24 protein-coding genes and 1 riboswitch are annotated in these 21,366 nt (G+C 40.1%); of the genes, 16 read left to right on the top strand and 8 right to left on the bottom strand.

The genetic code is table 11. The features are described from left to right. Positions 1–98: 98 nt before the first annotated feature. Positions 99–962, bottom strand: coding sequence for a LysR family transcriptional regulator (locus C6Y03_RS03210; protein ID WP_066030989.1), 864 nt, complete (start codon positions 960–962; stop codon positions 99–101). Between the two features lie 188 nt (positions 963–1,150). On the opposite strand from C6Y03_RS03210, the gene C6Y03_RS03205 reads away from it, so the two are divergent. Then, entirely contained in the window at positions 1,151–1,522 is a 372-nt protein-coding gene (locus C6Y03_RS03205) for a cupin domain-containing protein (protein WP_080869519.1), read from the top strand. Positions 1,523–1,641: 119 nt separating this feature from the next. On the opposite strand, the gene C6Y03_RS03200 is transcribed toward C6Y03_RS03205, so the two are convergent. After that, positions 1,642–1,971: a MerR family transcriptional regulator gene (locus C6Y03_RS03200; RefSeq protein WP_012009715.1), complete on the bottom strand. Its 330-nt coding sequence runs from the start codon at positions 1,969–1,971 to the stop codon at positions 1,642–1,644. 190 nt (positions 1,972–2,161) lie between these two features. Here C6Y03_RS03200 and C6Y03_RS19100 point away from each other — a divergent pair, with 190 nt between their 5' ends. The 3 genes from C6Y03_RS19100 to C6Y03_RS03190 all read left to right on the top strand — a co-directional run bounded on the left by C6Y03_RS19100 (position 2,162) and on the right by C6Y03_RS03190 (position 3,344). Further along, positions 2,162–2,317: a hypothetical protein gene (locus C6Y03_RS19100; protein WP_162839372.1), complete on the top strand. Its 156-nt coding sequence runs from the start codon at positions 2,162–2,164 to the stop codon at positions 2,315–2,317. Positions 2,318–2,355: 38 nt separating this feature from the next. After that, positions 2,356–2,520, top strand: a complete 165-nt coding sequence (locus C6Y03_RS03195; RefSeq protein ID WP_034662950.1) for a hypothetical protein — start codon at positions 2,356–2,358, stop codon at positions 2,518–2,520. 359 nt (positions 2,521–2,879) lie between these two features. Beyond that, positions 2,880–3,344 carry a MarR family winged helix-turn-helix transcriptional regulator gene (locus C6Y03_RS03190; RefSeq protein WP_088004396.1) on the top strand — a complete coding sequence of 155 codons (465 nt, stop codon included), beginning with the start codon at positions 2,880–2,882 and terminating at the stop codon, positions 3,342–3,344. Between the two features lie 230 nt (positions 3,345–3,574). Here the strand turns inward: C6Y03_RS03190 and C6Y03_RS03180 are convergent, their stop codons facing one another. Further along, positions 3,575–5,998: a bifunctional diguanylate cyclase/phosphodiesterase gene (locus C6Y03_RS03180; RefSeq protein ID WP_106038810.1), complete on the bottom strand. Its 2,424-nt coding sequence runs from the start codon at positions 5,996–5,998 to the stop codon at positions 3,575–3,577. Between the two features lie 246 nt (positions 5,999–6,244). Between C6Y03_RS03180 and C6Y03_RS03175 the strand changes: the two genes are divergently transcribed. The 4 genes from C6Y03_RS03175 to C6Y03_RS03160 all read left to right on the top strand — a co-directional run bounded on the left by C6Y03_RS03175 (position 6,245) and on the right by C6Y03_RS03160 (position 10,071). Then, positions 6,245–6,859, top strand: a complete 615-nt coding sequence (locus tag C6Y03_RS03175) for a DedA family protein (protein WP_034662945.1) — start codon at positions 6,245–6,247, stop codon at positions 6,857–6,859. 68 nt (positions 6,860–6,927) lie between these two features. Continuing rightward, a riboswitch (yybP-ykoY riboswitch) is annotated at positions 6,928–7,099 on the top strand. Positions 7,100–7,130: 31 nt separating this feature from the next. After that, entirely contained in the window at positions 7,131–7,922 is a 792-nt protein-coding gene (locus C6Y03_RS03170; protein WP_106038809.1) for a TerC family protein, read from the top strand. Positions 7,923–8,137: 215 nt separating this feature from the next. Continuing rightward, complete coding sequence (gene sigI, locus C6Y03_RS03165) at positions 8,138–8,893, top strand: RNA polymerase sigma factor SigI (protein ID WP_034662939.1); 756 nt, start codon at positions 8,138–8,140, stop codon at positions 8,891–8,893. Beyond that, entirely contained in the window at positions 8,890–10,071 is a 1,182-nt protein-coding gene (locus C6Y03_RS03160; protein ID WP_106030758.1) for an anti-sigma-I factor RsgI family protein, read from the top strand. Before sigI ends, C6Y03_RS03160 begins: the two co-directional genes overlap by 4 nt. A 39-nt stretch (positions 10,072–10,110) precedes the next feature. Here the strand turns inward: C6Y03_RS03160 and C6Y03_RS03155 are convergent, their stop codons facing one another. Continuing rightward, the gene (locus C6Y03_RS03155; RefSeq protein WP_003211343.1) at positions 10,111–10,305 is read right to left on the bottom strand and encodes an alpha/beta-type small acid-soluble spore protein; all 195 of its coding nucleotides are present in this window, start codon (positions 10,303–10,305) and stop codon (positions 10,111–10,113) included. Positions 10,306–10,410: 105 nt separating this feature from the next. After that, positions 10,411–11,139, bottom strand: a complete 729-nt coding sequence (locus C6Y03_RS03150) for a DUF1836 domain-containing protein (RefSeq protein WP_034662934.1) — start codon at positions 11,137–11,139, stop codon at positions 10,411–10,413. Between the two features lie 280 nt (positions 11,140–11,419). On the opposite strand from C6Y03_RS03150, the gene htpX reads away from it, so the two are divergent. The 5 genes from htpX to C6Y03_RS03130 all read left to right on the top strand — a co-directional run bounded on the left by htpX (position 11,420) and on the right by C6Y03_RS03130 (position 14,771). Next, positions 11,420–12,319: a protease HtpX gene (gene htpX / locus C6Y03_RS03145; protein ID WP_034662931.1), complete on the top strand. Its 900-nt coding sequence runs from the start codon at positions 11,420–11,422 to the stop codon at positions 12,317–12,319. A gap of 143 nt (positions 12,320–12,462) precedes the next feature. Beyond that, entirely contained in the window at positions 12,463–13,809 is a 1,347-nt protein-coding gene (locus C6Y03_RS03140) for a TrkH family potassium uptake protein (protein WP_081311421.1), read from the top strand. Positions 13,810–13,906: 97 nt separating this feature from the next. Continuing rightward, the gene (locus C6Y03_RS03135) at positions 13,907–14,425 is read left to right on the top strand and encodes a DUF421 domain-containing protein (protein ID WP_034662926.1); all 519 of its coding nucleotides are present in this window, start codon (positions 13,907–13,909) and stop codon (positions 14,423–14,425) included. A gap of 6 nt (positions 14,426–14,431) precedes the next feature. Beyond that, positions 14,432–14,596: a hypothetical protein gene (locus tag C6Y03_RS19095; protein WP_012009727.1), complete on the top strand. Its 165-nt coding sequence runs from the start codon at positions 14,432–14,434 to the stop codon at positions 14,594–14,596. Continuing rightward, on the top strand, positions 14,589–14,771 hold the full coding sequence (locus C6Y03_RS03130) for a hypothetical protein (RefSeq protein ID WP_034662925.1): 183 nt from the start codon (positions 14,589–14,591) through the stop codon (positions 14,769–14,771). Before C6Y03_RS19095 ends, C6Y03_RS03130 begins: the two co-directional genes overlap by 8 nt. Before the next feature lie 27 nt (positions 14,772–14,798). On the opposite strand, the gene C6Y03_RS03125 is transcribed toward C6Y03_RS03130, so the two are convergent. Next, a complete protein-coding gene (locus C6Y03_RS03125) occupies positions 14,799–15,818 on the bottom strand; it encodes an acyltransferase family protein (protein WP_106038808.1) in 1,020 nt (339 codons plus the stop codon). A gap of 292 nt (positions 15,819–16,110) precedes the next feature. Between C6Y03_RS03125 and C6Y03_RS03120 the strand changes: the two genes are divergently transcribed. The 3 genes from C6Y03_RS03120 (at position 16,111) to C6Y03_RS19465 (ending at position 19,025) form a co-directional block, all read left to right on the top strand. Further along, the gene (locus C6Y03_RS03120; protein ID WP_060596110.1) at positions 16,111–18,306 is read left to right on the top strand and encodes a PAS domain-containing sensor histidine kinase; all 2,196 of its coding nucleotides are present in this window, start codon (positions 16,111–16,113) and stop codon (positions 18,304–18,306) included. Between the two features lies 1 nt (position 18,307). Then, positions 18,308–18,799 carry a methylated-DNA--[protein]-cysteine S-methyltransferase gene (locus C6Y03_RS03115; RefSeq protein ID WP_066030983.1) on the top strand — a complete coding sequence of 164 codons (492 nt, stop codon included), beginning with the start codon at positions 18,308–18,310 and terminating at the stop codon, positions 18,797–18,799. Positions 18,800–18,890: 91 nt separating this feature from the next. After that, a complete protein-coding gene (locus tag C6Y03_RS19465; protein WP_258182057.1) occupies positions 18,891–19,025 on the top strand; it encodes a hypothetical protein in 135 nt (44 codons plus the stop codon). A 25-nt stretch (positions 19,026–19,050) separates the two neighbouring features. Here the strand turns inward: C6Y03_RS19465 and mtnA are convergent, their stop codons facing one another. Together mtnA and mtnK are read right to left on the bottom strand one after the other, a co-directional pair. Continuing rightward, positions 19,051–20,112: an S-methyl-5-thioribose-1-phosphate isomerase gene (gene mtnA, locus C6Y03_RS03110; protein ID WP_106038807.1), complete on the bottom strand. Its 1,062-nt coding sequence runs from the start codon at positions 20,110–20,112 to the stop codon at positions 19,051–19,053. Positions 20,113–20,118: 6 nt separating this feature from the next. Next, positions 20,119–21,312 carry an S-methyl-5-thioribose kinase gene (mtnK, locus tag C6Y03_RS03105; RefSeq protein ID WP_106038806.1) on the bottom strand — a complete coding sequence of 398 codons (1,194 nt, stop codon included), beginning with the start codon at positions 21,310–21,312 and terminating at the stop codon, positions 20,119–20,121. Positions 21,313–21,366: the final 54 nt, after the last annotated feature.

The raw sequence follows: 21,366 nt of genomic DNA, 5'->3' as shown, positions 1-21,366 counted from the left end.
GAAGACAAGGTATAATCTAAAATGATTTTATTTAAAAGGATAGAAGAGCTGAAAGAACTTCGCTCTATCTATCCTCTTTTTTACCACAAATGACCTGATCACATATGAGTTATGCCCATTAACTCCATAAATCGTGAGAGGGCACTGGTCATGTACGAATCGCGGCGCCTTATAAACACAGTGGGCACGATTCTATGTGGTTCCGGTAATGGATGACAGGTAAATCTGCCTTGCATCCGAGATTCAACCATAGATTTTGGTAATACGGTGACTCCAAGCCCGTTTTCAACGCATTTAAGCACGCCCTCTAGAGTGCCATATTCCATTACCTTCATAGGAGGGTAGCCATTGCTCTCTAACCATCGCTGCCAACGCCCCAAATAGATGCAATGCGCGAATGACGAAAGCAATGGTTCATGTAAGATTGATTCTACCTGGAATTCCTCCCGGGAGTAGCTTGTAATCAGAACAAGTGATTCTTCCAATACAGGGTACTCAATAATGTCCGGATGAAGAATTGGCCCATCAACCAATGCACCGTCTACCTTGTAGTTAAGAATAGCACTAACCTGATCTACAGTAGGTGCCATATACATGCTCAATTCTACTTGTGGAAATGTCTTATGATATTCTGTAAAAATGATTGGCAATCTTGTAGAAGCGGTTGATTCTATAGATCCAATGTGTAAAGTTCCCCGCGGAGTAGAGGAAAGCTTTACTGCCTCTATTGCTTCTTCAAAATCGTAGAGTAATTTGTTTACATATGGCAACAGTTCACGTCCTGCAGGCGTTAAGGATATCTTCTTGTGATATCGATAGAGAAGAGGAACACCTAATTCTTGTTCAAGACGTTGGATTCGTGCAGTGACATTCGACTGCACATAATTTAATTTCTCGGCAGCTTTTGTAATGCTTTGTTCAATAGCTACTGCTTTAAATATTTCCAAAGATTTAATATCCAAAATAACGCTCCTTTTTGCATCGCAAATTGTGATGAACTATACACTATTTTTTGATTTTACGTGATCCAATAGAATAAGTAAACTTAATGATATAAGAGATTTATCATGAGGAGGAGAATTGAAAGGTAGAGAGTTTTAACTAGGAAAAGATAAAACAGACGTTTCCAATTAAATGAGGAGGGAATCTATTGATTTCAAAGATTAATATCCAAGAGAAATTTTTGCAAATAAATGATTATTGGAATCCTAGAATAAGTGGAGAGTTGAACGACTCATACATTAAAATGGTAAAAATTAAGGGTGAATTCATTTGGCATCACCATGATGACGAGGATGAAATGTTCTTTGTATGTAAAGGGAATCTAGTCATCCGTTTTAGGGATAGAGAAATAGCTCTTAATGAAGGGGAGTTTCTTGTGATTCCTAAAGGAATTGAACATCAGCCAATTGCTGAAGAAGAAGTTCATTTGCTCTTAATTGAGCCCAAAACGACTCTAAACACGGGGAATGTGGTCAATGAACGAACTGTTTCGATTCCTGAACGAATGGATGAACACTAGATCGTTGCACTTAACAGGTGCTTTAGTTGAAAAAGAGGCAGCAATCGCTGTCTCTTTTTACTACGTTATCATACATTCACTTGTCTTTAATTTTAAAGAGTAAGCGAATCTTTATTTGTTTATCGATTTTTGTACCGGAAGTGTGCGTTAATCTGGCCTTCCAGCATTTTTTTCTTATATTGTCCGCTTTTTAATGCCTGTTCTTTTTTCTTCATGTCTTTCAAAATCTCGGCTGTTTGCACACCGTCTTCTCGTTTGTTGGCGATGTCCATTAAACGTTCTACATCAGAAAAAGAATATTTACGCGTGCCTCTTGTTGAGCGCTGGGGGTAGATGAGTCTGCGTTCCTCATAATATCGGATTTGCCTGACGGATAGCCCTGTTAATTCACTGACAATCCCGATTGAAATGACTTTTTTATCTTTATAAGATACATCTTCCTGCGTCATATACTCACCCCTGCAAGTCTTTTCTTCATATTATACAGAACGAGAAGGAAAAAAACCTATCATTTGTCAGAAAATATAACACAAAACGAAAAAATGAAAAAACCATGGAAGGAAAGATAACAACAAATGTGAAATAAGTGTTGCGCGTGCATATAATGATGATGAGTTGAACTAGGAGGAGGAGCAAATGATGGAGCAAACACAGATCATCTGTATGGCAAAAGAAATCATCGCATTAGATATGAAGAGGGATGAATTACTGGAGCGATTCATGCAGGCGGCAGGTCAGAATGCACATGCTCTTCTAAGAGCCGTACAAAATGATTTGTATAAAAGCTCTTCATAAGCACCTGGTCCAGATCACTTGATAGGAGGGGATAATCGGTGCGGCGTATCTTAACAGAAGCTTTAGCAAAGGAAAGACATTATTATACGAAGCAGCTCTGTTCATTAGGAGTTTACAGCCCTGATGCGGCCAAGAACATGACAATTAGTGACTTAAAAAAAGAGTATCACTTCTTTTTCAACAAAACAGAGCGTAATTTGTGAAAATCCCTTGAAATGTGCGTATGTCACATAAAGGGTTCTTTTTTTGCGTGCTTAATATTATAGCAATATTGAATTTTGTAGAAATTTGACGAATACAGTGTAAGGAAACGCAGTTTCTTTACAGATTATGTTAAACTATGTCGCATCTTGATGGTTTGCTAAAAAAGCTTTTTTTCGAGATGATTGTGAAAAATAAGAAGGATTTTATAAGTTTATATCGAAATCTTATACATAACACGAATGGAGTCACTTATGTGGTTGAAAGGGTTTTCAAAAACGTACTTCTATTTTTTACGAAAGGCTCCAACTGCACCGCAAGAAAGCCTTGAAGTTAAAAAAATATTATAAGAGGTAGATATGTGATGAGACTATCGTTTAATGAAGAAGAAGTAGAACGTTCAATGACACTTTACAAGGTATTTGCAAGAGCATTTAAAAGCGTTTCAGAACACAGCATTAGAGACAGCAAAGAGCATGGATTTAATCCAACTGAATTTGCCGTTCTTGAATTGCTGTACACAAGAGGTGCTCAAAAACTTCAGCAAATCGGCTCAAGACTCCTGCTTGTCAGCGGGAATGTGACGTACGTAATTGACAAATTAGAACGAAATGGTTTCATTGAAAGAGAGCAGGACCCAAAGGATAAACGGTCGGTTTATGCCCATTTAACGGATAAAGGGCGCAGTTATCTTGATAAGATTTACCCGATTCATTCTCTCCGGATTGCGCGTGCGTTCTCTGGCCTCTCGCGTGAAGAACAAGAACAATTGATTAGTCTATTGAAAAAAGCAGGCATTCACAGTCAACATTTATTATTTAGATAGAACGAAAAGGTGCCATGATTGGCACCTCTCAGATTGTTGACAAAGGGCTAAAATGATCTTTATTTTAGCCCTTTGTCTTCTTTTCAGCGTGACCTGAAAACCTTTGAAGTCTAGGAAGGACGAGCACCGAAGCAGAGCGAATTTGACATTCGTGAGCATCGGAGCGCAGAACTGACAACGAATGCGAGGGTTTGTCTACACGCTGAAAGGTGCCATGATTGGCACCTTTTTTATGTGTCCAGCTGATGAGCCGGGTAGGCAATGAATTTTTCGATATCGGTTGCTGGAAGGGGCTTTGCATAATAAAAACCTTGCAGGTCGTCACATCCTTGCGCAGATAAAAGCTGCGCCTGCGCAAAGGTTTCAACACCTTCTGCTATGACTTCGAGAGATAATTGATGTCCCATCGCGATAATGGCACCTGTAATCTGTTCAGACTTCGAATCATTTAAAATATCTTCAATGAAGGATTTGTCGATTTTCAGTCGATGAATGGGCAAATCCTTTAAATAGCTTAAGGAGCTATGACCTGTACCAAAGTCATCAATACTAATGCGAACGCCCAGATGTTTCAGCGACGTCAGCACCTGTTTTGATTGCTTGATATTGTCCATTGTCATACTTTCTGTCACTTCAAGCTCGAGCAGTGACGATGTCAGGTTGTATTTTTTCAGTGTCAGCTTAATCAAATCAATTAAGTCTTCAGAATTGAATTGTTTCGCAGATAAATTGACAGCCACAGGAATTTTCAGCCCGTTGTCATACCACGTTTTAGCCTGCCTGCATGCGGTATCAATGACCCATCTGCCAATATCAATGATCAGCCCTGATTCCTCTGCCAGCTCAATAAAAGCCTCAGGTGATTTTAAGGAACCATCTGGTGCCTTCATTCTTAGAAGAGCTTCTACGCCAGTCATCTTTCTTGTTTTCGCACTGACTTGCGGCTGGTAATGAAGCACAAACTGTTCTCTCTGAATGGCATCCCGCAACTCAAGCTCTCGATTTAACCTGTCTTCACTTGATCTTTCCATTGATTCGGTAAAGAACTCATACCGGCTTTGCTTATGTTTTTTGGATAAATACATCGCCATATCGGCTTTCCTCATCAATTCCATCCCATCTTTGCCATTTTGAGGTGAGATGGCGATCCCAATGCTGATAGATGTAATGAGCTGATGATTCTGGATGAAAAAAGGACGTTCAAATTGACGAATGATATTTTGAGAAAGCTGCTCAATTTTTTGTGTGTCATGTCCCATGTGAGGGAAGATCATTAAAAATTCATCCCCGCCTAGTCTTGCAATAAAGCCATTGTCCGGTAAACATTGTGTCAGTCTGTTTGCAGCTGCTTTAAGTAGTAAGTCTCCTATGTTATGACCAAGTGCATCATTAATAATTTTAAAACGATTCAAGTCAAGAAACAGAACAGCCGTCGATGTTCCTGTCTCTTCTTGAGCGGAGAGAACATCATTTAAATGGTTGATGGCGTGGCGCCGATTAGGAAGCTCAGTTAACGCATCATAATGTGCCATGACATGAATTTCTTTTTCTGCAATCCGCTGCTGCGTTAAATCTTTTAAGACAAGATAAATACTGTCAAGTGTATTGTTGACATGAACAGGTATGTAAGTGACATGATAATAATAAAAACGATCTGCTGCTTTCAGTTCTGCTTCACGTGTGATGGCTTTTTTTGACCGGGAAATAAATTCTTCCCACATCTCAGTCGGCATCACGTATTGACTGACATCATCACCAATCCAAGAATTGCACATTTTTAAGATTTGTTTACCTGAGTCGTTCGCAGAAAGCACCTTTCGATCGACAGATAACACGATAATGCCATCGATATTATGTTTAATGAGCGATTGAAACCGCTGTTCATTTTCCTTTAACTGATCTGACTGCTTCATGATTCGGTGATCTATATAGGCACCAAAGATCATCAGTGTTTGGACAATCAGTGTCATCAAGCCGATGAAAATCGACAGACTGAATGGCGACATTTCAAGAGAGCCGCCTGCAGCGGACTGTCCATCTGAATGAAAAAACATAGTAGAAGCAGCCATACCAGTATAATGCATGCCAGAAATAGCCCCACCCATCACGAGTGCACCAGCTATTTTTAACAGATGATCCTCCTTTTTCTTCTCGGATCGATGGAGCCGAAAAAAGAGATGCAGTGAAAAGAAAGATGCCAGCGCAGCAATGAAAAACGAAAGAAAAAAGAGGACTGGATCATAGCTGATTGAGACATTGGCCATTGATTCCATTCCAAGATAATGCATGCTGCAAATAGCTGAGCCCATGGTGATTGAACTAATGAGCAGCCGTCTTATGGAGAGCTGCTCTTGAATGCATATCGAGAATGCGATCAAAGAACCGACAAAAGACGCCAAAATCGATAAAATCAGTAAGGGAGTTTCATATGTGATGCCGGTTTGTATGTGAAATGCCATCATGCCAATAAAATGCATCGACCATATGCCCATCCCCATGATCATTGCACCAATGACCAGCCATACCTTTTTCTTTGCACCGCTTGACTGTATCACTCGGCTGGCTAACTGAAGAGCTGAGTAGGAGGCCACAGCGGCGACAGCGACTGACAGAAAGACAAGCCATCCGTTGTAGCTTCCTGTTAATTGGGTCATGTGAGAAAACCTCCAGTATCTTAAAACAGACATATACTTAATATATCGGATCGAATGGCTTCTGTGTTCACTTTTCCTTCACTTAAATACCACAATCAACGTTTTTTTCACGTGTCTTTTATAGTAAAATCAAATTTAATGTAAAAAAACGACGAAAAGTGAATCGTTTCTTCGGTTTTATTCGTTTAATATATGGTGTGATTCTAAAAGAGATAGAATCATTCAAACGATTATGTGTGAAAGGGATTGATAAACATCGAAGATTTTATTATTTCTTTAGCTGATGCTTTTAAGAACTTGTCGTACTTTGGCATCTTCCTCGCATTATGCATTGAATTTGTTCCTGCTGAAGTGGTTCTGCCTCTTGCGGGTTACTGGGTCTCAGAAGGGGACATGGCCTTCATCGGTGTTGTGGCTGCCGGCTCCATTGGCGGCGTGGCTGGCCCTTTGACCTTGTACTGGTTAGGACGTTATGGCGGCAGACCCTTTTTAAATAAATATGGGAAGTACTTTTTTGTCAAACCTGAGTCGCTTGATAAATCGGATGCTTTCTTTGAAAAGCATGGTGGTTTCGTCGCCTTTAGCGGCCGGTTTATTCCAGGGGTCAGAACGCTTATTTCCATCCCGTGCGGTATTGCCAAGATGAATGTGTGGGTCTTTTGCTTGTATACGTTTTTGGCGATTACGCCCATTACATTTGTGTATGTGTATCTTGGGTTTGTGCTCGGGGAGAACTGGAAAGAGGTTGGCGCTATGTTAGATCCATATCTTTTACCGATTGGGATCGGGGTTGTGTTGTTGTTCGTTGTTTATATATGGCTGAAACGTAGAAAAAGAAAAACAGAAACACCAACGGCCTAATCACTGAAAGTCACCTGTTGACAATCCAGTGTCTATTGATTATGATATAAGTAATCTAAATATTCTTAAATCCCACCAAAGGGGAGTAGCGTCCGGTTTTTACCGGAAACAAAGTCGTCATTACATGGACTTAAGTTCCATCGGCTTTGTTGGCATGATTCTACATATCACATGTCTAGCAAGACCTTTGCCATTACAGGCAAAGGTCTTTTTTGTATTCATAAGCCTTTGTCTGTTGTGGGACAATAGATAAAAACAAGGAGGAATGATGATGGATGCAGCAATTATTTTAGAGTACGGGTGGGTTCTTCTCGTACTGATTGGATTAGAAGGGATTTTAGCAGCTGATAACGCGCTGGTCATGGCTGTGATGGTTAAACACCTTCCTGAAAAGCAAAGAAAAAAGGCATTGTTTTACGGACTTGCGGGTGCGTTTGTCATGCGATTTGGTTCCCTGTTTCTTATTTCGTTTTTAGTGGATGTGTGGCAAGTTCAAGCCATTGGCGCAATTTATCTTCTTTATATTTCCATTCACCATATTTTAAAATCGCACGTATTTAAGAAAAAGGAATCAGACACAAACATGAAGCAAAGCGGCTTCTGGGCAACAGTCGTAAAAGTCGAGCTTGCCGACATCGCTTTTGCTGTAGATTCCATCTTAGCGGCCGTCGCATTAGCCGTGACATTGCCGAAAACGAGTCTTCCGCAAATCGGCGGACTCGATGGCGGTCAATTTATTGTCATTCTTTTAGGTGGTATCATCGGTCTTATCATCATGCGATTTGCAGCTACTGTCTTTGTGAAACTGCTCAAAACAAGACCGAGCCTAGAAACAGCAGCCTTTGTCATTGTCGGATGGGTTGGTGTGAAGCTCACGCTTTATACATTGTCACATCCAGCCATTGGTATCGTGTCCTCTCATTTTATTCATTCAGCATTATGGAAAGTGATTTTCTGGACAGTGCTTCTCGCAATTGCAGCATTTGGCTGGTTTTTATCAAGCCCATCAAGAAAAGGCGGGCAAGAAAACAAGGAAAAACAAGAGGGACGCCTAGAAGAGTAGGTTTTTTGAAAGAAATATCATTTCATTTTCATAACACGTATATTACAAATAAGGGGGAGATACCCCCTTATTTCTTTGCTTTTAGACGAAACATTGTAAAGTAGATGATGATATACATGTCATAATTGAGTAACAGGAAATGAATTCCTCATTTCTTCCTTTGCGCTTCCCTCATAAATTAGCTATCATAAATGAGTAATATAGGGAGAACTGAGGTGAAACCATTGCTTAGCCTTTTGTTTAAAAAAGGAAAGAAAAAGCAAACATTAGAGCAGTCGGCTATCAGTATTCAACAAGGTGATATCGAGCTGCAAAATGCATTAATAGAGCAATACAAACCATTTGTCGCTAAGACGGTTTCATCCGTTTGTAAACGATATATAGATGAAAAAGATGATGAATTCAGCATAGGCTTAATTGCCTTTAATGAAGCGATAGAAAAATACTCCGCCGAAAAAGGAAATTCACTCCTTGCTTTCGCGGAATTAATTATTAAAAGAAAAGTGATCGACTATATTCGAAAAGAAGCGAGAAATGCGCCAACGGTTCAAATGGACCTGCAAGAAAGTGAAAATGGCGAGTACTCTCAAAGCATGATTGAAGCAGAGCTGTCTACAAATGAATATAGACGTTTAATTGAACAAGAACATAGAAGAGAAGAAATAGAACATTTTAAAGAAAGATTAAAAGTATACGGTCTCACGTTTCAAGAGCTGCTTGAACATTCACCAAAGCATGCAGATGCCAGGCAAAATGCTATTAAAGTAGCCCACACACTCGTTGAACACGATGAGCTCAGAACCATTTTATTTCAGAAAAAACAATTACCAGTCAAACAGCTTGAAAAGCTAGTGGAAGTCAGCCGCAAAACGATTGAGAGAAATAGAAAATACATCATTGCGATGGCGATCATTATGACGGGTGATTATGTGTATTTGAAAGATTACCTTAAAGGGGTGCTTAATTCATGAGAAGAGGCATTATAGTAGAGAAAAACAAAAAATATGTCACGCTGCTGACCCCTGATGGACAATTTCTGCGGACAAAATATGAACAGCAAGACTATGAAATCGGTCAAGAAGTGACATTTCCGAATGAATCACGTCTCGAAAGAAAAAGAGCCGGTTTTTTTGACCTGCTTCGTTTACGTCCGTTAAATGCAGGAATCCTATCAATCGCAGCGATTATTGTCGTGATTTTTACTATGATGCCATCTTTCTCAAGTCAAAAAGCATATGCATATATGACAATTGACATTAACCCAAGCTTTGAACTGAAGCTTGATCACGATTATCAAGTGATCGGTGTCACACCACTGAATAAAGATGCGAAACAAGTACTGGCCAGTATGAAGGATTTGGAAAAAAACGACATGACCAAAGTCGTGCAGGAAATCATAGATGACTGTGACAAAAAAGGTTACGTGAACCACTCTAAGAGCATTTATATTTCAACGGTTTATGAAAACAAGCAGGACCATACATATAAAACCAACGTCAAAAGTAAAATTAACACCATCTCTGGTGAATATCAAAAGCGCGATTACAAGCTAGAAACTGTAGAAAGTGACCTGGAAACAAGAGAAAAAGCTCAAAAGGCAGGCATTTCAACAGGCACATATATCAGAAATCAAGAAATGCAAGACAAAGAACAAGAAGACATTCAAAAGGATGAAGACGCAGCAGAGAGTGATGCTGTCAAAGAAGAAGAGCCTAACAAAGATGATGAAGATCAAACAGACAAAGACAAACAAGAAGACGTCAAGACAGACGATAGCGAAGAGATGAAGCCAGATCAAGAGGCTCCTGAAGCTGAAGACAAAGAGCAGAAGGATCAAGAGAGGGAAGAGCAAGGATCTATTCAAAAGCCTCACCAAACAAAACCTGATGATGAAAGCAAAGACAATCAAATAAAGGAAGAAAAGGATCGTTCTATCGATAAAGAACAAAAAAAAAATCACTCAACGGAACCTGATGACAAAAGAAATCCAAACGGCACATCACGTGGTGGCGCTGAAAAGCACACAAAAAAAAACGACAGGGATCAGAAACGGCCGTCCGCTGAACGAAAAAGAGAACATATGAAGCAAGGAAAAGGTGTACCGTCCCCTTATCGTGAGAACCGGGATGAGCACACATATGAACAATAAAAAAACGCCAGAATAGCTCCGGCGTATTTCACCATGTTTTTATTTAGATTGATTGCCCATTTGTGATTGAGCCTGTTGAACGAGTCTTTTTGTAATTTCACCGCCAACAGAACCGTTTGCACGTGCGACTGTATCTGAACCGAGAGTCACGCCAAATTCTTGAGCGATCTCGTATTTAAATTGATCTAATGCTTGTTCTACTCCAGGAACAAGAAGTTGATTTCGGTTTGCCATGTCCATATTCCTCCTTTCACCTCATGTTTGTTGCGCCTTCTTATTTTGAAGAAAACAGCGTACAATTATGCTGGCAATTGCTGCACAAAAAACCGAGGTGATGATTCACCTCGGTTCTTCTGTATCCTGATGCTGCAGTGTATGAAACATCATTTCTTGTGCCGTACTTTGCAAGTGTGAAGTAAAGACAGAAAAAACGGTTGAACTGATAATGCCTTTGATCAAATGCCATTGGTGCTGTGTCAATTCAGAAAATTCTTCACGGAGCTTATCTGTCTGTTCCTCTGTGATTTCCCGTAAGTTTGTTTCTTTTAACGGAAAAAGAGTATGATGATAAATAAAATCAAGGACATGCGCATATGCTTCATAAAAGCGCAGTGGACTAATAATATCATCAGTTCGATCCGTAATTGTGTTAAATAAGGCAGATAAGATGGTACGGATGGCATCAAAGTCAAAAACTGATTTTAAATCTCTAACAATTAATAAAATAACGACCTGATCAATTGAGTACTTCTTTCCAAGCTCAGGGTGGCCAATCATATCTTTAATATCACGTTTGATCCAGTTTTGAATCGCTGTCGATTTAAGAGAAGTCAGTTCGCATAGGTTTCCTAATTCTACAATTTCATTTGTGGAGAGTCCATGCTCTGATTTGTGTTTCCGCCGTTCAAGCCTCTCAAAAAAAGAAGGGATTTTTAGCTCGTCATGTTCGTGATGTTTGTCTTTTTTTACAGATAAATTTAATAGCTGAAGCGGAGTCAGATCTCCCTCTCCTTTTAGAGAATAGAGAAGACTTGTCATGTCAATTCTCGTTAATTTAAAAGCACCCATTATTCCACCTCGTTTGTACGTCAAAAACGTCATAATTGATCTAATTCAACATCATAATCTCTTTTTGATGAAAATGCAAAATAAACTAAAATCCAGAAAGCGGCGTCACAATTTGTTCACTTTTCAGCTGTAGCAAATGTCGTAAATATTGAAGTGACGGGGCTTAAGCCGTTATGATAAACATAGGAAATGATTCCTTTTTCCTTGCAATTTGAGACGTTTATTTTTATAATTTTATTAATAAGTTCAAATGAACTTAATATGACAGCGGAGGTTATGTATGGGTAAAAGAATATTTCTGTTTATATTAACGAACATTCTTGTTATCACTACGATTGGTATTGTACTATCGGTTATTAGTGCAGCAACTGGTGTTGGTTCTTATATAGGAGCAGATGGTGGAATTAATTTTGTAGCATTGCTAGTATTCAGTGCAGTTGTTGGTTTTGTTGGCTCGTTCATGTCACTTGCAATGTCTCGCTGGATGGCAAAAATGATGATGGGTGTGCGCGTGTTAAACCCTGAAAAGGATTCATTAACATATGATGAGCAGCAGCTTGTTGACCGCGTGCACAGATTATCAAGAGCAGCAGGCCTTTCTAAAATGCCTGAGGTTGGTATTTATCAATCATCTGAAGTAAATGCTTTTGCGACAGGTCCTTCTAAGAGAAGATCACTTGTTGCGGTTTCCACTGGATTGCTTCATGAAATGGATGATGCAGCAGTTGAAGGTGTAATCGCTCACGAAGTTGCTCACGTTGCGAACGGTGATATGGTGACAATGACGCTGCTTCAAGGGATCGTCAACACGTTCGTTGTCTTCCTTTCAAGAATTGCGGCATGGATCGCAAGCCGCTTTGTTCCGCGTGAAGAGCTTGTGCCGATTGTTCATTTTATCGCAGTGATTGTTTTCCAAATCATTTTCTCTATCTTAGGAAGCCTTGTCGTGTTTGCATATTCTAGACACCGTGAATTCCATGCAGACCGCGGCGGAGCTGACCTTGCCGGTAAAGATAAAATGATTCATGCGCTTCGCTCACTTGAGGCGTATACGTCAAGAATCAAAGATGATGATCAAACAGCAGTTGCTACGCTTAAAATCAGTGGTAAACGAAAAGCTTCTCTTTTCTCAACACACCCTGATTTAAACGAAAGAATCAGAAGACTAGAAGCAAAATAAGAGAGACGAAAAGACATTCTGTTACAGGATGTCTTTTCTTTTTTGATGAAAAAGTAAATAAAGCATAAAATACCTTTAAAATCATGTCTCTTTTCATTAAAATGATAAGTATTGAAAAATGAAAGTTAAAAGAAGGAATGACAATGAACCCAATTAAAAAGCTAATTGACCGGCTATCGGCTTTCCAGCTGATTGCCCTTTATTATTTTCTCGCTGTGACCGTCTCATTTATTCTTCTAAGTTTGCCAGTCGCTCATCAAGATGGGGTGAAGTGGACATTTATCGATGCATTATTTACGGCAGTGAGTGCGGTAAGTGTCACAGGACTCACCGTTGTTGATACCTCCCAAACATTTAGTGTGGCAGGTATGTGGATCCTTGCGTTTGTCCTGCAAATCGGAGGTATCGGCATTATGACGCTCGGTACCTTTGTGTGGATTGTCATGCGAAAAAGGATCGGGATTAAAGAAAGAAAGCTCATCATGGCAGATCAAAACCAGAGCAATTTATCAGGAATTGTGAAATTAATGAAGCAGGTCTTATATTTAATTTTGCTCATTGAGTTTGTAGGCGGTCTGATTTTAAGCATGTATTTTCTCAAATATTACGATGTGCAGGCAGCATTCTTACATGGCTTTTTCTCAAGTATTAGTGCGACCACCAATGGGGGCTTCGATATTACAGGGAACTCGCTCATCCCTTACAAAGATGATTATTTTGTCCAATTTATTACGATGCTGCTGATCATCTTTGGAGCCATTGGCTTTCCTGTCCTCGTAGAAGTAAAGGATTACTTATTTAATCAGGACCGAAAGCACGCATCGTTCTCATTGTTTACAAAAATCACAACGATTACGTTTGGCAGCTTAGTCATTGTTGGCGCTATTGGGATTTATGCCCTTGAAGCCCGGTTTACGTTTTTAGGGAAGAGCTGGCACGAAGTTTTGTTTTATTCATTGTTCCAATCGACCGCCACAAGAAGTGGTGGACTTTCCACATTAGATATTACTCAATTGACAGAACCGACGCTGTTATTTTTATGTCTGCTCATGTTTATCGGGGCATCTCCAAGCTCGGTTGGGGGCGGAATTCGGACAACCACCTTTGCCCTTAATTTACTCGCACTGTTTCATTTTGCTCGGGGAAATAAGTCCATTAAAATCTTCAAAAGAGAGCTGCATCAAGCGGATATAAACAAATCTCTAATGGTGACGATGATGGCCTTTATATTGGTGTTTGGCGCTACATTCTTATTAACCTTATCCGAGCAAAATACGCTTCTTCAAAATTTATTTGAAGTCTGTTCTGCATTCGGAACAACAGGGCTATCACTAGGGATTACCTCTGAGCTCTCTGTTTTCGGTAAGTGTATCATTATGATGGTCATGTTTATTGGACGGATCGGCATTCCAAGCTTCTTGTACTTAATTGGCCGAAGAGAAAGCGAAGCGAATTACCATTATCCGAAAGAGCGTGTCATCATTGGCTAAACAGCATTCCGAGCGAATGCTGTTTTTTTATTTCCATTATCTAACTGGCTAAATCACGCGAGATGTTCGCAATCTATAGGTAAGAGGTGAACGAGACGTGCTGGATGTAATATGGAAAGCAATTGTCATGCTGCTAGTTGGTACCTTGCTGCTGAGAATAGCAGGGCCTAAATCCATTAGTCAATTAACTGTTCAACAAACAGTGATCATGATTTCAATCGGATCGATTATTATCCAACCCTTTATTGAGCACAATTTACTTGAAACGATTTATGCCGCTGCTACATTTATCATTGCACTCGTCATCATGGAAAAATTGTCTATCCAATCTGATTTCTTTGAAAAATTGGTTTCAGGGAAATCTGTGGTCATTTTGCAGGATGGAGAAATGCTTGATCACAAGCTGAAGAAAACGAGGCTCACAAGGGATGAATTCAAAATGCGCTTAAAGCAGCAAGGCATCACAGACATCAGCTGTCTCAAAAAAGCCACCCTAGAAGCCAATGGACAAATTGGCTATGAGTTAAAGCCAGAAGAAAAGCCCGTGACGGTCAAACAAATGAAGGAACTCCTAGACCAATTAAGAGAAGAACTAAATATGTTAAAAAAGGACTGATTTCAGATGAAAAGAAAAGCAGCGAAAAATGAAGCACTGACAAATAATATGACACCGACAGAAAGCATGGCACATGATCAAGGACAAACCCAATTTGATGAACAATCAAGAGATCGTCAGGCAAACCGAAATTCTCACAAAGGGAAACAAGGGGGAGGATCTCGTGACTAAAAAGCATGTGAAGAGCAAGGACATGAAAGACCATAAGAGGCCAATGGACCCAGATATCTTAGAAGAGGAATTTGGCAGTGAGCTTGGAGATATCAACAGCAGCAAATGGATTGATACTCTTGTAAAACCTAAGAAAGATGCTGAATGTCACAATGGACACATGGATGAAAAATAGAAAAAACGATCCTCGCGGGATCGTTTTTTATTTGATATAACTGCCTTGCCTGCCGGTGATTGTACGCAAAAGATTGTTCATTTTGAGCTCAATCACTGGCTGTGCAACGTTTTTAACAAAGGTGCTAGATAGGGTAAAGGTTAACAGAATGGTCAGCAGCAATAACATCAGTACACTTGCTGCATTCAGGGCCCAGTCGTCAAACCAAGTCGTTCTAAGCAGCTTGATCACAAAGCCATGTAGTAAATACACATATAACGTTCTTGTGCCCCATTTTGTAAAGAAGAAACGGCGTGTTGGCACTAATGCAAAGAAGCTGAATGTAGCGCCAAATGCAAGCATGTACCATGCCATTCGTTTCATTGCCGCAATCAATCCCTCATCTCCAAGAGAAGCATATGACTGTGATCCAAATAAGAAGGAATAATCAAATTCATAGAAATAGCAAAATAAGAATACAGCCATTAATACAAGAAGTGCTGCCAGCTTTCCTTTGCTTGTACGGATGAATTCAAAATGCTGCTTTTTTAAATAGAAGCCAGCTAAAAACATCGGCAAAAACACAAACGTACGCGATAAGCTGAGCGTATTGCTGATGCTGTCCACGTAACCGACAAGTAACGCAATTGACAAACTGACGATCATCGCCCAGTGAAACGGAAGTTTAGAAAAAGGAATGAGCAGCAAATTCCAAAAAAATAAACTAATTAAAAACCATAAAGACCATTGCGGATCAATTGGATTTAAATTGGTCATGCTTTGATCCTGCAAGAGATAATAGTAAACTGAATAGATCACCTGAAAAATTAAATATGGGATGATCAGCTTAACGGCGACTTTTTTCATAAAACCTGGCTTTCTAAAGCCTTTTGCAAAGAAGCCGGAAACCAAGATAAAGGCGGGCATATGAAAAGTATAAATAAACTTGTATAAATAGAGCATCCAATCATTATCATGAATGAATGATCGTAACAAATGACCAAAAACAACTAGAAAAATCAGAAGAAATTTCGCATTATCAAAATAACTATCTCGTGAAGATGCCATAACATCACCTTTCCTGCTTGATTTCAAACATAAATGTTCTATTGCACTGTTCCCGTATTTGCCCCATTTTAAAATACATTTTGGCTCATTTCGCTATTTGATGTGAAATTGTAGAACGGTTGTAAAAGAAGCGTAAGAAAAGAGAATCGCAGTTCGATCCTGTCATCCAAATGAAATAAATGAGACAGTCTTCGTGTAAAAAGTTATTTTTTTTTATGAGTCGAATGAAGGAACAATGAAAATATTGTAGAAATATTGTAGAGGAATGAGGCTGGAAAAGGAGTGTAAGAGAATGACGGAAACGCTCGATGGCGCAGAAGATATCAGAAAATTAGAAAAAGAGAACGAATATTTGCGAACAGAGTTGATGCAGCAAAAGAGGCTGTTAAATAAGACGTTAGATGCCATTTTCATATTTGATCAGCACCTCAATATTATCCAAGCCAACGAAGCGACATGCAGGCTTGTACAGACATCGAAAGAAGACCTCCTCAATAAATCCGTTCTAGATTTCCTATACGGCATCCCGAAAGACAAAATTGAATGCTCCCTTGATTTATTTTTTCGAAAAGGAAAGTTAAGAAGAGAAATCTCCATTCAGCTTGAAAACGGGGAAACAAAATACATTGAATTTGTTGCAGAGCATGACGTCGTGAATCAGCAATATATCGTGGTCATGCGAGATATTTCCTCAAAGAAAATACTAGAACGAGAACGCTCCATGAATGAGCAGCTGTTCAAAGATTTGTTTGACCGAGCCATTGACGGGATGGTCATTTTTGATCAGGATGGCTGCATGATCGACGCCAATCACTCTTTTTGTCAGAGCTTTGAGCTGCAAAAGACCGATTTAACCGATCGTTATTTAAATGAATTTGTCGAAGATGAAAATCTTCCAGCCTTGCAGCACCTTTTAACGTCACTTAAAGAAACAGGGAAAGCCAAGGGAGAGCTTCCCGTTACCCTTCAATCTGGCCAGCAAAAATTATTCGAGCTCACCATTACATCAAATGTCATGAGCGGTTTTTATATGTCCATCATGCGGGATATTACAGAAAAAAGGTTAATGGAAGAAAAGCTGTTAAAAAGTGAGGAACGCTTTAGAGAAATTTTCGAAAATGCAATGGATGCGATCATCATATGGGCAGATGATGGAGAGATTGTGAGAGCCAATGAATCAGCCTGCCGAATTTTTGAATTGCCTATGCACTCACTGATTGGCAAGAAACTCACAGACTTTCTCGTGAAATCTGATCAGAGATATAGGCCGACTAGAAGACGTTATATTCGGAATCATGAAATAAGGGAAGAGCTGTTGTTCAGAATGGCAAATGGTCAGTTTAAAGAGCTCGAGTTTACATCAAAGCATGCGGTATTAGAAGGACAGCACTTAACCATTTTACGTAATGTGAGTGATCGAAAAAGAATGGAAGAGGAGCTGCGCGAAAGTGAGCTCAAATTCCGTAAAGTATTTAATGGATCAATGGACGGCATTGTTCTTTTTGATAACCAGTACCGCATTATCGAAGTCAATCCATCCGCAAGCGAGCTGCTCGGATTGAAAGACGATCATTTAACGGAAATGAACCTTTTCCATATCCTTGCGCCTTATCAAATTGAACATTTGGCACAGCCTGCTCAGGCGATGTCGTTAGATGAAATGGACAATGAAGTTCCGTTTGTGCTGAACCATCCAGATCAGCGTATATTGGAATTCTCTTTTAAACGCAACATTATTCATAATATGAATTTGGCGATCTTTAGAGATGTGACAGAGCGGAAGGAATTAGAAGAGCGGGTGAGAAAATCAGATACCCTTCATGTGGTGGGAGAGCTTGCCGCTGGAATTGCGCATGAAATTAGAAACCCGATGACAGCATTAAAAGGCTTCATTCAGCTGTTAAAAGGGAATATAGAAGGGGAGTATTCGCTCTATTTCAATGTCATCACATCTGAGCTGAAAAGAATTGAATCCATCATCACCGAATTTTTGATTTTAGCGAAACCGCAAGCCATCGTATATGAAGAAAAAAATGTGGTGCAAATTATGAAAGACACGATGGATCTTTTGCACGCACAGGCGAACCTCGGCAACGTTCAAATGCATCTCAATGTGTTGGATGAGATTCCGCTCATTTATTGTGAACAAAACCAATTAAAACAGGTCTTTATTAACATTTTAAAAAATGCAATTGAAGTCATGCCGAGAAAAGGAAATGTCTATGTGAGCATTCAGCGGAAGGGCGAAGAGCATATTGTCATTTCACTGCGGGATGAAGGCTGCGGAATGGCAGAGGACAAGCTCAAGCGTCTAGGGGAACCATTTTATACGACAAAAGAAAGAGGAACTGGACTTGGCTTAATGGTTAGTTATAAAATTATTGAAGAGCATCAAGGAACGATTGAGGTAGAAAGTGAGGAAGGGGTAGGAACCGTCTTCCATCTCACGCTTCCACTGAGGCAGAAGAAACAAGAAGGAGAGCACTAACGTGTATTATACCGTCTATCACGCACCAATTGGGGCATTATACATACTAGAAAAAGACGATGCCATCATCGAGGTGATGTTTGATGATGAGCCATTTTTAGTAAAAAAGCAGAAAGCCGATCTAAAAGAAGAAGAAACGCCTGTATTACAAGAAGCGAAAAAGCAGCTAGATGAATATTTCAAGGGAGAGCGCCAAGTATTCGATCTCCCGCTCAAGCAAAAGGGATCTCCGTTTCAAGAGCAGGTGTGGGAAGCACTTTCGACTATTCCATATGGTGAATCAAAAAGCTATGCAGACATTGCAGAAGCGATTGGCAACCCAAAAGCTGTAAGAGCGATTGGACAAGCGAACAGACGCAATGCATTACCTATTTTTATTCCCTGTCACAGAGTGATTGGAAAAGACCGCTCTCTGACGGGCTATGCAGGAACAAAAACAGACATGAAAGCGGTCCTGCTAGAATTAGAAGGTATCCCATTTGTTCAAAAATAAATCGATTGACCTGTTCCAAATGTTTGTCAAGCGACATATCCTTTTATTAAGCTAAAAAAGTTGGTTGAGGGAAAAAGGAGGGCGCTAGGGAATGTTTTGGGGCAAAAAAAATAAAATGTATGCCGTCACATCACTATGTGTCAAAATGAACGTTTTGACAGAAGAACAGAAAAAAGAAATCTTAGCAAAAACGAGTGAAATAAAAAAGCGCGGTGCTCTTAAATAATAAGTACACGGCGCTTTTTTTATGATCAGAGTGAGATGTTTTCAGCGAACAGAGCATCAATCTCTTCTGTATAGTTCGATGTGATAATCCCTTTCTCTGTAATGATACCTGAAATGAGATGGTGAGGAGTGACATCAAAGGCGGGATTGAATACCTGAACATCAGGCGGTGCAATTTGGACGCCGTTTAATTCCTTTACTTCCAGCGGATCGCGCTCTTCAATTGGAATATCTGCCCCGTCTTGGGTTGATACATCAAAGGTGGAAAGCGGTGCAGCTATAAAAAACGGAATTTGAAAATGCTTAGCTAAAATGGCGAGACTTAACGTTCCAATCTTATTCGCCGTATCTCCATTACGGGCAATACGATCAGCTCCGACAATGACAGCAGAAATTTTCTTTTCTTTCATCGTATGGGCTGCCATGTTATCTGTGATGAGCGTCACATCTACGCCGCCTTGCATGAGTTCCCATGTTGTCAGCCTAGCCCCTTGAAGAACAGGGCGTGTTTCACAGGCATAAATGTGAAGATCGAGATTTTTCTTTTTGGCTAAATAAAATGGAGCAAGGGCTGTTCCGTACCGGCTTGTGGCGATGGAGCCTGCATTGCAAATGGTCATAATACGATCACCCGATTTAAAGAGCTGGAGTGCATTTTGACCGATTTGTCTGCATGTTTCTTCATCTTCAATTTGAATTTGAATGGCTTCATGGACAAGGTCTGTTTTGGCTGCATTGACCGAAGCTGCACGCTCAATGCGCTGCAATAATCGCTCTAAAGCCCAGGCTAAATTCACAGCGGTTGGACGAGCACTGTTTAAATATTCTTTTATCTGAATGACTTCTTGTTTAAAAACATCAATTTCTTCTGTCTCAATGTCTTGGGCACTGAGCGCCAGTCCAAAAGCTGCTGTAATGCCAATGGCAGGTGCTCCCCGCACTTTTAACGTGACAATGGCATCATACACGTCTTCTTTTGTATATAAATGCTCAAACTCAGTTTCGGCCGGTAATTTTTGCTGATTCAAAATGTTAATATGGTTTTCTTCCCATTCGACAGAACGGGGGACTTCAAATTCTTTAGACAAAACCCGTCACTCCTTTACAGATTGATGGAATAATGCGACGAGGTCAGACGCTGCTTCCACTGCATGATATTGTTTGATCATTGTTTTTCCGAGCGTTAGTGCTGCTTTTTTCTGCTGAATCCTTCTAGATGGTGATGGAATCGCATCGAGATCAGCGGCATGAGCAAGGCCGATTGTTCGGCGGACAAGCTCACAGCCCGCAAAGCCTGCCGCTTCTTTTAAAATACGGTCAAAGGTTGTTGCTAAAAAACTGTCAGATACACTAAATGCTTCAATGCTGTCTTCTTTCCAAGCTTTTGCGAACACTTCTTTGAATGTCGTCCATACATTGATGACATGGTCAAAAAGGTGCTGCTGATCGTGTTCATTCTCACGAGACAAAGCATTGAGGAACAGGTTAGCGATAAAGTGGCCAATATCGAATCCAAAGGGACCGTAAAAGGCGAATTCTGGATCAATGATTTTTGTTTCCGTCTCATTTGCAAAAATACTGCCTGTATGAAGATCTCCATGAATGAGTGTTTCAGCAGATGTCAGGAAAATACGCTTCAGTTCGGCTGCTTTGGCCTGCACTTCAAGATCTGCCCAAAGCGCTTCGGCAGCTTCTCTTAATTCTTCTTCGAAATCATTTGTGCCGCTATCAAAGAAAGGATCTGTGAAGACGAGTTTTTCAGTAATGTCACAAAGGTCCGGATTCGTAAATTGCTTCACAAATTGTTTTTTGATTTTAGGATTTGTGGCAAAGTCAGAAGTGTAAAAAAGTGTTTTTCCTAAAAATTCTCCTACATGATCGGATAAATGCGGATATTGTTTTCCGGCAATTAGCCCTTTTCTGACGATTTCCAGGTGTGATAGATCCTCCATTGCCGTCACAGCAAGAGCTGTATCTGAATAATAGACTGCAGGTACAAGGTGCGGCGTATATTCTGACTGCTTGATCAGGGCAGCACTTTCAATTCTCGCACGGTCTAATGTAAGCGGCCAGCTCTCTCCGACCACCTTGGCATAGGGCAGGGCCTGTTTGATGATCAATCCTTTTTCTTGTTTGTGATCAAAAATATGAAAGACGTAATTTAAATTCCCGTCACCGATTTCCGTACATGTCAAATGACTGCTTTCTTGGATCAAGCCAAGTCTAATTGCGAGTGCAACTGCCGAGCTTTCTGTTAATTCTTCATATGATGCCGTAAGTGTAACCAATTGCTATCCCTCCAAATCATATAAAAAAGCCTCTTTCTCCTGAGAGAAAGAGGC

This window comes from Bacillus sp. LNXM65, assembly GCF_002998575.1.
Taxonomy (GTDB): Bacteria; Bacillota; Bacilli; order Bacillales; family Bacillaceae; genus Bacillus.
This window is presented reverse-complemented; position numbering and strand designations above follow the sequence as displayed.